At 57.7% G+C, this 13,048-nt stretch carries 11 protein-coding genes; 2 read left to right on the top strand and 9 right to left on the bottom strand.

The features are described 5' to 3' along the window. Positions 1-40: 40 nt before the first annotated feature. Both uraD and puuE read right to left on the bottom strand, forming a co-directional pair. Positions 41-556: a 2-oxo-4-hydroxy-4-carboxy-5-ureidoimidazoline decarboxylase gene (gene uraD / locus QNH97_RS20990; protein ID WP_283553730.1), complete on the bottom strand. Its 516-nt coding sequence runs from the start codon at positions 554-556 to the stop codon at positions 41-43. Continuing rightward, positions 553-1,494 carry an allantoinase PuuE gene (gene puuE / locus QNH97_RS20985; RefSeq protein ID WP_283553729.1) on the bottom strand — a complete coding sequence of 314 codons (942 nt, stop codon included), beginning with the start codon at positions 1,492-1,494 and terminating at the stop codon, positions 553-555. Before puuE ends, uraD begins: the two co-directional genes overlap by 4 nt. A 384-nt stretch (positions 1,495-1,878) precedes the next feature. On the opposite strand from puuE, the gene uraH reads away from it, so the two are divergent. After that, the gene (uraH, locus tag QNH97_RS20980) at positions 1,879-2,232 is read left to right on the top strand and encodes a hydroxyisourate hydrolase (protein ID WP_283557523.1); all 354 of its coding nucleotides are present in this window, start codon (positions 1,879-1,881) and stop codon (positions 2,230-2,232) included. A 95-nt stretch (positions 2,233-2,327) separates the two neighbouring features. On the opposite strand, the gene QNH97_RS20975 is transcribed toward uraH, so the two are convergent. The 5 genes from QNH97_RS20975 to QNH97_RS20955 form a co-directional block, all read right to left on the bottom strand. Continuing rightward, positions 2,328-3,584, bottom strand: coding sequence for a hypothetical protein (locus tag QNH97_RS20975; protein WP_283553728.1), 1,257 nt, complete (start codon positions 3,582-3,584; stop codon positions 2,328-2,330). A 364-nt stretch (positions 3,585-3,948) separates the two neighbouring features. After that, entirely contained in the window at positions 3,949-7,665 is a 3,717-nt protein-coding gene (locus tag QNH97_RS20970; protein WP_283553727.1) for a calcium-binding protein, read from the bottom strand. A 119-nt stretch (positions 7,666-7,784) separates the two neighbouring features. Next, positions 7,785-8,414 carry a LysE family translocator gene (locus tag QNH97_RS20965; protein ID WP_283553726.1) on the bottom strand — a complete coding sequence of 210 codons (630 nt, stop codon included), beginning with the start codon at positions 8,412-8,414 and terminating at the stop codon, positions 7,785-7,787. Between the two features lie 61 nt (positions 8,415-8,475). Further along, positions 8,476-9,825, bottom strand: coding sequence for an NCS2 family permease (locus QNH97_RS20960; protein ID WP_502944404.1), 1,350 nt, complete (start codon positions 9,823-9,825; stop codon positions 8,476-8,478). A gap of 332 nt (positions 9,826-10,157) precedes the next feature. Continuing rightward, on the bottom strand, positions 10,158-10,595 hold the full coding sequence (locus tag QNH97_RS20955; protein ID WP_283553725.1) for a MarR family winged helix-turn-helix transcriptional regulator: 438 nt from the start codon (positions 10,593-10,595) through the stop codon (positions 10,158-10,160). A gap of 81 nt (positions 10,596-10,676) precedes the next feature. Here QNH97_RS20955 and QNH97_RS20950 point away from each other — a divergent pair, with 81 nt between their 5' ends. Next, entirely contained in the window at positions 10,677-11,843 is a 1,167-nt protein-coding gene (locus tag QNH97_RS20950; RefSeq protein WP_283553724.1) for an aminotransferase-like domain-containing protein, read from the top strand. Positions 11,844-11,997: 154 nt separating this feature from the next. Here QNH97_RS20950 and QNH97_RS20945 read toward each other — a convergent pair whose 3' ends face one another. After that, positions 11,998-12,369: a glutathione S-transferase N-terminal domain-containing protein gene (locus tag QNH97_RS20945; RefSeq protein WP_283553723.1), complete on the bottom strand. Its 372-nt coding sequence runs from the start codon at positions 12,367-12,369 to the stop codon at positions 11,998-12,000. A gap of 102 nt (positions 12,370-12,471) precedes the next feature. Beyond that, positions 12,472-13,017, bottom strand: coding sequence for a GTP cyclohydrolase I FolE (gene folE, locus QNH97_RS20940; protein ID WP_003204506.1), 546 nt, complete (start codon positions 13,015-13,017; stop codon positions 12,472-12,474). Positions 13,018-13,048 lie beyond the last annotated feature (31 nt).

The raw sequence follows: 13,048 nt of genomic DNA, 5'->3' as shown, positions 1-13,048 counted from the left end.
TTAAATAAGTTGGCTGGGGATGCTTGCAGGAGGCTGCTCGCTAAAGGGTCAGTAGTCGGAACAACGCGATCTTGTTGATCTCTGCCAGCGCGCATTTGAATTCGGTGTCTACCGAGTGATGAATGCGCGTTTCGAACGCCGCAAGGATCTGATGCCGGTTGCTGCCTTTTACCGCCATGATGAAGGGAAACTTGAACTTGGCCTTGTAGGCGTCGTTCAGCTCGGTGAAGCGTTGAAACTCTTCGGCCGTGCATTGGTGAATACCGGCGCCGGCCTGTTCGTTCGTGCTGGCTTCGGTCAGTTGGCCCTGGACGGCGGCTTTGCCGGCCAGGTCCGGGTGAGCGTTGATCAGGGCCAGCTGGCTGGCGTGATCGGCGCTCAACAGGATGTCGCTCATGCGCTGGTGCAGGTTTTCGATCAGGTCGATCGACGGATCCTGGCCCAGGTCGAAAGCCTTTTCGGCGACCCATGGCGAGTGTTCGTAGATATCGGCGAAGGCGTTGACGAACGCTTCGCGGCTCAAGGTGGAGGGCTTGAGGGTCTGGAACGCTGTCATTTCGAAGCTCCCGGTTTCGAAGCTTGCGGGCAAGGGTGGGTCTGCTGCCAATGGCGGGCGATGTCAACACGGCGGCTGAACCAGACCTGTTCATGGCCCTTGGCGTATTCGAGGAAACGCTTGAGGGAAGCGAGGCGGGCCGGGCGGCCGATCAGCCGGCAGTGCAGGCCGATGGAGAGCATCTTCGGCGCCTCGGCACCTTCGGCATACAGCACGTCGAAGGCGTCCTTGAGGTATTGGAAGAAGTCATCGCCCTTGTTGAAACCCTGCACCTGGGTGAAGCGCATGTCGTTGGTGTCGAGGGTATACGGGATCACCAGGTGCGGCTTGCCGTTGGGCGTGTTCGGTTCCCAGTAGGGCAGGTCGTCGTCGTAGGTGTCGCTGTCATAGAGGAACCCACCTTCTTCCATCACCAGCCGACGGGTGTTGGGGCCGGTGCGGCCGGTGTACCAACCCAGCGGACGTTCGCCGGTGATCTCGGTCAGGATGCGGATCGCTTCGAGCATGTGCTCGCGCTCCTGGGCCTCATCCATGTACTGGTAGTCGATCCAGCGATAGCCGTGGCTGCAGATTTCATGGCCGGCGGCGACCATGGCGCGGATCACGTCCGGATGCCGCTGGGCGGCCATGGCCACGGCGAAAATGGTCAGCGGGATATCGAATTCCTTGAACAACTTCAGGACCCGCCAGACACCGGCACGGCTGCCATACTCGTACAGCGATTCCATGCTCATGTTGCGTTCGCCCTGCAGCGATTGCGCCGCGACCATCTCCGAGAGAAACGCTTCGGACTCTTTGTCGCCATGCAGGATGTTGCGCTCGCCGCCTTCCTCGTAATTGAGCACGAAGGACAGGGCGATACGGGCGTTGCCCGGCCACTGGGGATGGGGAGGGTTACTGCCGTAACCGATCAGGTCGCGTGGGTAGTCAGCGCTCACTGCAGTCTTCCTTCTTGTTCGAACCATGTAGGTGGCGCCCTGGCGATGGAACATAGGCTGGCGTCACGACGATGGATTGATTGTATACAACTTTGTGCGCGCTTTGTAAGCCTGATTTTTCGCATTTTTCACGCTGGACTCAGGCTGGTCTATGCTGCAATAAACCTGCCCATCTGGTCAGTTAGTCGCGACAAAGTCATTGTATCCATTGAAATGGCCGGAGATTTAGCCGTAGCGTCGGCCTGAAGGAGGGCAGGGGCAAGGCGTAATTTTTATTGTGTACAATTTTATTTTAAAGTGTCTTAATTCGCACATTGCCGTAGCGTTTCGCGCCCCGAAACGGTGCGGCCTTTCTTTCAACCAATCAGGAGGCGCATGCAATCAATGGGACGTTTGACTACTCACGTGTTGGATGCCGCACACGGCTGCCCGGGCAGCTCGATCAAGGTCGAGTTGTACCGCGTTGAAGGTTCACAGTTGCAGCTGGTCGCCAGTGCGTTGACCAATAGCGACGGCCGTTGCGATGCGCCGCTGTTGCAAGGGGATGACTACCGTACCGGGGTCTACCAGATTCAATTCCACGCTGGCGATTACTACCGCGCCCGTGGCGTCCAGTTATCCGAACCGGCGTTCCTGGATGTAGTTGTACTGCGTTTCGGCTTGTCGGCCGAGGAGGATCACTACCACGTGCCCCTGCTGATTTCGCCTTACGCCTATTCGACCTATCGAGGCAGTTGATCTCCAAGCAACTGCCTCGTCCTGGAAGCGACTGCGCATGGCGCTTCTTTGGTTTTTCGCCCGCTCACACTGCGGGCTTTTTTTGGGCGGTGTATTTACAGCCTGGAATTGTCATCCCGGATGATAAAGATCGTGTCTGCAACGCCTGGGCGGATTTCAGTACCGCCTTTGAGCCAGATGATTTTGTTGGCAACGTGGGCGTCCCTGACGACTTTCGCCGCGGCTTCGCCGATCTGGTTCTCCAAGAGGACGCCGGCTGTATTGGGATCCAGGTACGTTGGCAAGGAAATCTTTGGGATCCTGGTGCGATGCAGGCCCATGAAAAATACATGGTCATGCTCTGCTCGTTGGAATACCAACGCTGGAAAACTGTTGTAAGAGCTTGGCTCCATGACCGTGTAGCCATTGCGGGTCAGAAGGGCGGCCATAAAGCGTTTGAACTCCACGGGTGTGTATGTCGTCTGGAAAGAAAGCCACTGTCGCTGGAACCGCAAGGGATCAAAATCCAGCCGCTCCAACGTCCCCGTTGAGGATGGGATGGGCAGGGCTATCGAGCGGGCAGCCCCTCTGGACGAGGAAGCGGTCGGAAGAATCGTAAGCATCAAGAGCGGATCGGACCAGTGCGGATGCGGCGTGGGCGTCGCGTTTTTCCAGCTGTGGAAAATTTGCCGCAGGGCGGTGAAACCCGCAGCGTCGGCGAACGGCGCGTTATTGGCGAGTTCAAATTGCTTTCTTGCGATGTTTTCCAGGGTGGTTGTCGTGACTTCTGGAAAACAATCCCTGACGTAAGCCGTCAGTGGTTTTTCAAAGGGAAGCCGGGCGTCAATTTCCCAATGGTTGTCCGGTGGGATTGGCATTGCGCCTCGGGGCTGCTCGTCAGGCGTATGCCTGAGGGTGGCTTCCAACAGGTCAAAGTCATAGGTGGGATGCGTGGGTGGCTGAATGTAGGCGATCGGGTGTTCTCGCGCGTCGCTGCGTGTCACCACCTTGTAGTGAACATTGTCCAGGGTGATGAATTCGGACACTGTGAATCTTGGGTCAATCCCCCAGTTTTTATTGAATACCTCTCGGTGCGCAGTCCGACGCCATAGGTGGCTGCCTTCCACTTGCTCCAGGCGGGGCCCGGAGGCGACGAGTTCGATGCCTGATCGGGCTCTGTAGTTCTGCTCGGAATCGCGTCCAAGCAGCACGGTCCCACCCTCTGAAAGCTCGACGTAGGTGCGTGTCCTGAACGTTCGGATTCCAGAGATTGCGTCTGGCTCCGACAACATCGGCACCAGCTCGGGCGAAAGGTAATAATTGTCCAGCGCTACCGAGAGGGGCGCGTCACTGATGGAGGTCTGTGATGCCATTTCGGATATCTGAATGGTCGGGCGCTGAAAATCAGGGGCTTCAATTGGGTGTCCGGTGGGTGAGACGGCTGCCTGATCGGTCCCTTCTCCTCTCATGGGATTTCCGAGCGTTGTTTCCAGTGGCGTCTCGCGACTGGAGTGAGGCGTATCAGGGGACGACTTTGGAATATTGGGCCGGGTGTTTCGTCTTGGACTCATTGAAAATGCCTGTTCTTAAGTATTGATGCTTCATGTGGCCATGAAGCGAATGGCCTGTCGTATAGCTGGCAGGCCTCGGGCTTAAGAATGTTCGTGGAAAACCAACAGGCAGATGCACTACATATATATGGCGTCTGAAAAAACCTTCGAAAAAGATTCGTGAAGGCTATGTATGTTTGGGAGAGGCTTCACCCAATGATAGGAGCCAACTCAGTTGAGAAAGCCTTATGCCGAAGGCCGCGCTCAGTGCGAGCGCTCGGGCAAACATCACCGAGTGTCCGAATGTGAAGCTCTCCATCAGTTCTGTGCACTTTTCGCGCAACAAACGAAGGGCGTCATCACTCATGGGTGGATTCTGGTTGAGGCCTTCGCGGGCCAGATCCTGATAGATCTTGAGCGCGTGTTCACACAGGTTTGTTTTTCTCAGATTCGCCACCTCTATGACTCGGGACTTATCTGTATCAAGGGTCCATTTGCGGGTTTTGAGGTTGTAGCTCAAGGTACCAGGAGACCCATCTTTGACGGCAATGTGAAGCACCTTCAGTTCGGCGGATGTCAGGCTCGACAGCGCGCTGGGCCATCCTGCGCTGGGATCGGTGAGAGGGGCAAAATACCGGCCATCAAGCGCTTCTACATAAACTCGCTCAAACAGGCTGTCGACAGCATAAACGACGCCTTGTGCAGTGATGACTCGCACCTGGTCGACAAGGTCTTCAGCTCCATAGACGGGAAGATGAATGATCGCTGCGCCGATCTGCAGCAGGTTGGAGGACAGTTTTATCTCAACTTGACCGAGGTGCCTGGCGTCGAGCTCCCATGTAGAGGCGTGGGGTAACCGGGGATTGGCGCCGGCCAGTGCGCCCGGCGTGGACAGGCGTATCGTCATGTCCGGGCTCAGGTGAACCAGGTAGGTGGCGCCTTCGCCAATCAGGACTTCGATGCCCGTCTGTTCCGTGGGTGATGTCAGCATGGCGCAGGTTGCCCAACTGCCCATGGAGTGGGGAGGTTTGTCCGAGGGTTGTAGAAAGGGATAATTCTTTTTCGTCGGCATGAGTGACAGTGATGCATCTGTTTTCCACTGCACCGGATCTTTACCGATGAATGTTTCATCCAGCAACAGGCCATAGTCGGACGAGGGTTGGACCAGCCGATAGGACGAGCCATCATTCATGATCAAGATAAAAGTATGGTGTGAACCCAAGGCGGAAAATGCACGCCGTCCTGTCTTCTTGTTTTGCGCGCTATAGCGTTCATCGGAACTTGCCAGGTTCTTCAAGACGACCCGGCGAGCGCCGAAGTGTAACGTCAGGCCACATTCGCCATATTTCAGGGTGTCCCTTTCATCTTCCTGAGTGACGTGGACGCTGTAATGGGCCTCGATACGTGTCAGTTCGCAGTGGAGATAGTCCAGATGGAGCGTGGTGGAGAACTTGCTTTTTTGTTTGACCTTGAGTGTGGTGAGTTCATTAATACGGGAAACATAATAACTCGTGTCTTTGTCATGGGCGACTTGCTGTTCGCTTCGATCCTTCAGGATGGCCGGGTTTCGCGGTATTCCTTGCTGCACCACCATTGTTTCAATATCCAGCGGGCCGCTGTGCTCGATCGTGTCAGGCAAGTCGGGTACCAAATGGTAGCCATCCCGGGTGATGAACGTCAGCCTGTTGTTTTGCAAGGTCCTTGGGTTATCCGTGTTGTCATAGACGTTCCTGATGGTGACTTTGCGAAACTCCCCGTCGCTTGCATCAAAACATGAAGTAATAACCAAGTGGCTTTCTTCAATTTGCCAGCTTTCAATCAGGTCCGCTCTCCAGTCCAGTGCGATGACGCTGCTGTCTACGCCGTCTTCGCTGATGGATACACCGCCGGGTTTATGGGCGATGGCATAGGCATCATCGCCAGGTCCTCCGTCGGCGTTGCGGTTGTTTCCAGTCAGAATAAAAATCCGGTCATTTCCGGCGCCTGCCTCGATTGAATCATTGCCACGGGATTTGATGATGTTCGAGCCGGCGGTACCCTTGATGACGTTGGTACCGCCCTCAGGGATTTCTACATTTTCAATGCCTTCAAGGACCGCGTGGCGATAGTGTCCGCCCTCTGTGTCATGGCTGGCTTGAGTGATGATGGATACTTGTCCGGCTTCCAAGTCCACCTGATAACCCAGGCGCGGTTCCTGACTATTGCGGGTACGGCCCGATAAAATGAGCGTGTCATTGCCCAAGCCACCCACCAGGGTATTTGTTGCTTGTCCTCCACTGAGAGGCTCTGCCGAGCCCTCGAAGATGAAAACGTCATCTTTCACGCCACCGGTCAGTTTTTTAACGCCCGCCCCGTAATGGAAGACATTTGGCTGGTTTTCAGTGCCTAGTACAGTGTCGTTGCCTCCGCCGACATACCAATGGATGCCTTTATCTTCCGCCGACGTTTCAATCACTGCGCCGGGCGTCTGAGCTGTAACGCCACTCCTCGCATCGATCCAGTCGTCGCTGTCCTTGATCCTGGGACGTACTGTCGTGGCCTGGTATTTTTCTCCCGTCCACCAATTCCAAGTGGTGTAAGTCACCGGTTCGAGTTCTACGGTGAATGCACCGTTTACGATCGCCTCAGTGCTGTCTTTCAATGGGCCTTTGAGCAAGTACAAGGCATTGGCCCGCAGCAGTTTGGTATGTTCGGCGGTCGCTTTGGCGAGGGTGTAGCGATCCTGGATGTCTTTATCCGGGCTGATTGCCCAGAACGCGAGCCAACCGGTGCGCAGGCGCTCGTGTACGGTGAGCTCTATATAGTCGTCGATTTCATCGACTTGACGAATCGCGCCCCAGATTTGTGATCCAACCACCAGGATAAGCCCCGCGGCAAGGCCCACAGGACCGGCCGAACTGAAACCTGCCAGTGCCGCTATACCGAGGGTCAAGCTCATGGCCGCGCTGGTGACGCTCAAAGAGGCGCTGACGTAGTGATCGGTGGCTTCTTTGCCGGTGGCGCGGGCGGCGGCCTTGAAAGAGTCGACAGCGGCGATGATGTCGAAAGGCAGTGTCAGTACGCTGGCAATCAGGCCGCTTCCACGGGCGAGCCTTATGGCGAAGCCTGTTTTGGCGAAATCCCCTAGGGCGCTCTGCCCGGCCTTGATCATCTGAGTGGCTTGTCGGGTCACCGCTGCCTCGACACCGATCGAGGCCATCTCGGCCGCCACGCCGGCCCCGTTGAAGACCGTCTGGTAAGCGTCCCTGTTCTGGATGGCGTCCTGCAGGCCTCGCAGACCGCTGTAGATGCCGAAGGCCTGGAGGCCAAGGCCCGTTGGGATGAGGAGGGTACTCTTCGCTTGGCTCACCCAACTCATGGTTTGCGAGACCGCATGGAGGTTGAGTCTCTGGGCGGCGTTTAAAAGCTTTTCAAGCGAGCTTCGATAACCGGTTGGTTCAGCCTGTGTATCAGGACTTCCCCTCAACAATGGGCGCGCCGTGGGCGGACGTTGACTCGCTATTTCGAAAAGTAATGTGAGTAACCGATAGTCGTCCACGTCGGGGCTGAGCGTTATACGTGTTTCGATGTCAGCGGCGCAGAACTGTAACGAGTTCAAAAAGAACCGATTGGGGATGCGGAAAAAGGTATTGTCCCCTGTCAGCGGTAGTCCATCGGTCGTGGCGCCCAACGCATCCAGGGCTGAACGGGTCACCTTCACGGCGCCAATGGGAAGCGGTCCATAAAGTTTATCGACGACTTCGAGTTGGGCCTGCCTCTGTTTGTGTTCCGCGCTGAGCAGCGTTTCATTGGCTGCCCGGAAGTCGAGTGTTTCGACCGTGTGTTCAGTGCTACGAAAGCCCAGGTCCGTAATGACCACGGCCTGGTCGTCAGAAACAGGGTCGGGATAAAAAATCTTGGCCATTGTGAACGTCCTTGTTCAACGATGATGTGGATGGCCCTCTATCTAAGGTGTTTTCCTGAAGGGTGTATATCGATTGGTTGTTGCCGTGTTTTGCAAACCCTGACGTCAATAACGAAGGCTCAGTGACTGGACAGTAAAGAGGCTGCGCCCGCGCCGCCAAACAATCCTGCACTGATACGGTTGAACCAGCTTTGGCCTTTCCCCGTACGCAAATACCGCGCAGCGCCATGGGCGCCGAAGCCATAGGCCAGCTTGCACAGCAGGTCGAGAACGGTCCAGGTGGCGATCATGATCAACAGTTGCGGCAGGAACGGCTGCTCGGCGCTCAGGAACTGCGGCAGGAAAGCGGCAAAGAACAGGATGTCCTTCGGGTTGCTGGCGCCCAGCACGAAAGCTCGGCCGAACAACGCGCGAAAACGTGGGATCGCGGCGGCCTGGGGTACCTCGGCGCCTTGGGCCGGTTGGCGCGATTGCTGCCAGCTCTGCCAGGCCAGGTAGAACAGGTACAGCGCACCGACAATTTTCAGGGCGCTGAACAGCTGTTCCGATGCCATCAACAACGCACCGAGCCCCAACGCCGAAGCGCTCAACAGGCAGATCGAGGCGATCACCCCGCCGAGGAATGCCGGGTACGAGCGGCGCAGGCCGTAGTTCAAGCTGTTGCCAATCATCAACAGCGACAGTGGGCCGGGGATGAGGATCACCACCAACGCGGCGCCGCTGAACAACAGCCAGGTTTCCAGATTCATTGCTTTGCTCCTGATGTACAAAAGCCTCACCCAGGGGTGAGGCGGGTGGATACGGTATCGCTTACAAGAAGATGAACTTGGCGATGAAGATCGCGCAGAGCACCCACAGGCTGATTGAGACTTCCTTGTACTTGCCGGTACCCGCCTTGAGCACCACGTAGGTGATGAAACCCAGGGCGATACCGTCGGCGACCGAGAAGGTCAGGGGCATCATGATGGCCGTGACGATGGCCGGGATGCTGTCAGTTGCTTCGTCCCATTCGATGTGGGCCATGCCGCCCATCATCAGCATGGCGACGTAGATCAAGGCACCGGCGGTGGCATAGGCCGGGATCATCCCGGCCAGCGGCGCGAAGAACATGGCGGCAATAAATAGCACACCGACGGTCACGGCGGTAAGCCCCGTCCGGCCACCCGCTGCCACACCGGCAGCGCTTTCCACGTAGCTAGTCACCGGTGGCACGCCGACCATGGCGCCGAACACACTGGAAGCGCTGTCGGCTTTCAAGGCGCGGGACAGGTTCTCGATCTTGCCATCGGCTTTCACCAGCCCGGCGCGCTGGGCAACGCCCATGAGGGTGCCGGCGGTGTCGAACATGTGCACGAACAGGAAGGCTAGCACCACGCTGATCATGCTGACGTTGAACACCCCGGCCACGTCCATCGCCATCCAGGTCGGTGCCAGGCTCGGTGGTGTCGACATGATGCCGTTGTACTGCACCAACCCCAGGCCCCACCCGGCCAGGGTCACGGTAATGATGCTGATCAGGATCGCGCCGAACACCCGGTGATAACTGAGCACGGCGATCATCAGGAAACACACCGCAGCCAGCAGCGGACCGGGCTCACGCAACGAGCCGAGCTTGATCAGGGTCGCGGGGCTGTCCACGACGATCCCGGCGGTTTTCAGGCCAATCAGCCCGAGGAACAAGCCGACCCCCGCTCCCATGGCGAACCGCAGACTCACCGGAATGCTGTTGAGCAGCCATTCCCGGACCCGCGACAGGGTCAAAAGCATGAACAAGACGCCGGAAATGAACACGGCGCCCAACGCGGTTTCCCAGTTGTAGCCCATGGTGCCGACCACGGTGTAGGTGAAGAACGCGTTCAGGCCCATGCCCGGCGCCAAACCCACCGGCCAGTTGGCGTACAGGCCCATCAACAGGCAACCCAGGGCCGCGGCGATGCAGGTGGCGACGAAAGCGGCGCCGTGGTCGATGCCGGCGTCGGCCATGATATTGGGATTGACGAAAATGATGTAGGCCATGGTGATGAAGGTCGTCAGGCCGGCAAGCAACTCGGTCTTCACCGTGGTGCCATGCACGCTGAGTTTGAACAGGCGTTCCAGCCAGCCACGGCGCAGTGGCGGCGAAAGGTCCAGCGTCTGGGCTTCGGGTTTGCGGCTTTCCACAGCGAGTACTCCTCAAGAGTTTTATTGTTATTTCCAGCGCCGCACACTCCCTGAAGGGAATGGCGAGGCTTTGAGGCGGTAAGGCTGGCGAAGTTTGTTGACCTTATGGTCAGGAACTCGCACGAAGCGAATTATGCTTTTGTATACAAATAAAGCAAATAATGTTTTCTGTTTTGTCGACGAAATGTTTGGCGATAGGGATATATCGCCCTTGGGGGCGCTATCGCGAGCAAGCTCGCTCCCACAGTGGAGTGCGTTGAATATTAATTTTGTAAGCGTCCACGGACCCTGTGGGAGCGAGCTTGCTCGCGATAGCGTCGGACCAGACGCCTTCAGTCGCCAGACTTGCCCAGCGCCAGATTCACCGCCAGCCACCCATCCACTGCCGTCTCCCCAGCCTCGGCAAACACCCGCTCCAGCAACTTCACCTGCTCACGGCGCAACGCTTGTTCGAAGCGCTCGCCCTCGGCCGTCAGCTCCAACAGCCGCTTACGCTTGTCGGTCTCGGACGCGACACTGTTCACCAAGTGCATTTCCATCAACTGCCGCAACGGCATGTTCAGCGCTTGCTTGCTTACACCAAGCACCGCCAGCAACTCCTTCACGCTCAGGGACGGGTAGCGGGCTATAAAAAAAACGATGCGCTGATGGACCCGACTCAAACCCCGGCGTTCGAGCATCTCATCGGCCTTGGCGGTGAACGCCTGGTAACCGAAGAAAAACGCTTCCATGGCCATTTGTTGGGCGGTTGGGTTTTTAAGGTCAAGCATGTTGACGTATCCACAGAGGTCGGAGTAATTTCGGTCAACTAGTTTGACTCATTTTTCTAGCGACCCGCTACAGGTGACCCCATGGCTTTTTCCGAACGTGTCTCGCGCCTCAAAAGTTCTTTGATCCGAGAAATCCTCGCCGCGGCGCAGCGCCCGGAAGTGATGTCGTTCGCCGGTGGCCTGCCGGCCGAAGCCATGCTGCCGAAAGTGGACTGGGCGGCCATGCCGGTGTCCATGGGCCAATACGGCATGAGCGAAGGTGAGCCGGCCTTGCGCGAGGCCTTGGCGGCGCAGGCGCGCTCGCTGGGCCTGGCCTGTGAAGCGAGCCAGGTACTGGTGGTCAGCGGCTCCCAGCAAACCCTCGATCTGGCGGCCAAGCTGCACATCGACGTCGGAACTGAAGTGCTGCTGGAAGGGCCGACTTACCTGGCGGCGTTGCAGATTTTCCAACTGTTTGGCGCCGACTGCATCACGGTGCCCCTGGAAGCCGATGGTCCGGACCTGAACGCGTTACGGGTTCGGCTGGAACGGCATCGGCCGGCGTTCATCTACCTGATTCCGACCTTCCAGAACCCGTCGGCGGTGCGCTACAGCGAGGCCAAGCGCGATGCGGTGGCGGCGCTGCTGGATGAGTTTGGCGTCACCCTGGTTGAGGACGAACCGTATCGCGAATTGACTTTTGACGGCGGCAGCGCCACGCCGATTGTCAGTCGGCTGAAGAAGGCCAGTTGGATCTACACCGGCACGGTGTCGAAGACCCTGCTGCCGGGACTACGGGTGGGTTACCTGATCGCCAGCCCGGATTTGTTCCCGCACCTGCTGCGGCTCAAGCAGTCGGCGGACCTGCACACCAATCGCATCGGTCAATGGCAGGCCCTGCAATGGATCGGCACCGAACAGTATCGCCATCATTTGAGTGAGTTGAGGGATTTCTACCGGGACCGGCGTGACCGCTTCCAGACCGCGCTGGAGAAGCATTTTACCGACCTCGCGGATTGGAATGTGCCCCAGGGCGGGCTGTTTTTCTGGCTGACCCTCAAGCAACCGCTGGACACCCGCACCTTGCTTGCCGCCGCCCTGGCCGTGGACGTTGCATTTATGCCAGGGGAGCCATTCTTCCCCGAACCGGACCAGCATCCGGGGCACCTGCGCTTGAACTTCAGCCACATCGACCCGGCGCGGTTGGATGAAGGGCTCAAGCGGTTGGCGGGGGTGGTGCGGGAGGCGTTGGCTGCAAAAGCGGCTTGATATCAGGAGGTTTTGCAGTGGTCTTGCTGGCCCTATCGCGAGCAAGCTCGCTCCCACAGTGGATTTGTGGATGATTGCAGATTTTCAATCAACACCAGCCCCCTGTGGGAGCGAGCTTGCTCGCGATGAGGCCCCCAAATACACCACAAAATTATCAGACTGCAGAAAATCGCTTATCCAGATAATCAATGATCACCTTGGACTCATACATCCAGGTGGTCTTGCCATCTTCTTCGATACGCAGGCACGGCACTTTGATCTTGCCGCCTTGTTCCAGCAGCGTCTGACGATCCTGCTCATTGTTTTTCGCATCGCGCAGCGCCACCGGTACGTTGAGGCGGCGCAGGGTGCGGCGGGTCTTCACGCAGAACGGGCAGGCGTGGAACTGATAAAGCGTCAGGCTGCGGGCCGCTTGATCAACGTGTGATTGGGCCTCGGCCGGGCGCTGTTTCTTGCTCGGGCGGGTGATGAAATCGATGAAGATGATGAGCTGGCCCAGGCCAACTCGAAGCGCTTTGACGATCACGGTACAAGCCTCGCAGCAGGGAAGAAGAGGGCGCGAAGCTTACCTGATTTTTCACGGGCGAAAAAAAACCGGCGATCAATGCCGGTTTTCTTCAAACGACAGTTACTTGATGAGGCTGAGGAATTCGCTACGGGTCGCAGCGTTTTCCCGGAACTCGCCGAGCATCACCGAGGTGATCATCGAGGAGTTCTGCTTTTCCACACCGCGCATCATCATGCACATGTGCTTGGCCTCGATCACCACAGCCACGCCCAAGGCACCGGTCACTTGCTGGACCGCGTCGGCGATCTGGCGGCTGAGGTTTTCCTGGATCTGCAGGCGACGGGCGTACATGTCGACGATGCGCGCGACTTTCGACAGCCCCAGCACCTTGCCGCTCGGGATGTAGGCCACATGGGCCTTGCCGATGAAAGGCAGCAAATGGTGCTCGCACAACGAGTACAACTCGATGTCCTTGACCAGCACCATCTCGCTGTTGTCGGAGCTGAACAAGGCACCGTTGGTGACTTCTTCCAGCGTCTGTTCATAACCGCGGCAGAGGTACTGCATGGCCTTGGCAGCGCGCTTGGGCGTGTCGAGCAGGCCCTCGCGGGAAACGTCCTCGCCCAATTGGCCGAGAATCGCGGTGTAATTCTGTTCCAGAGACATGAAACTACCTGTGGGATTTTACGCAAAGGGC

Source organism: Pseudomonas sp. G2-4, from assembly GCF_030064125.1.
GTDB lineage: Bacteria > Pseudomonadota > Gammaproteobacteria > Pseudomonadales > Pseudomonadaceae > Aquipseudomonas.
This window is presented reverse-complemented; position numbering and strand designations above follow the sequence as displayed.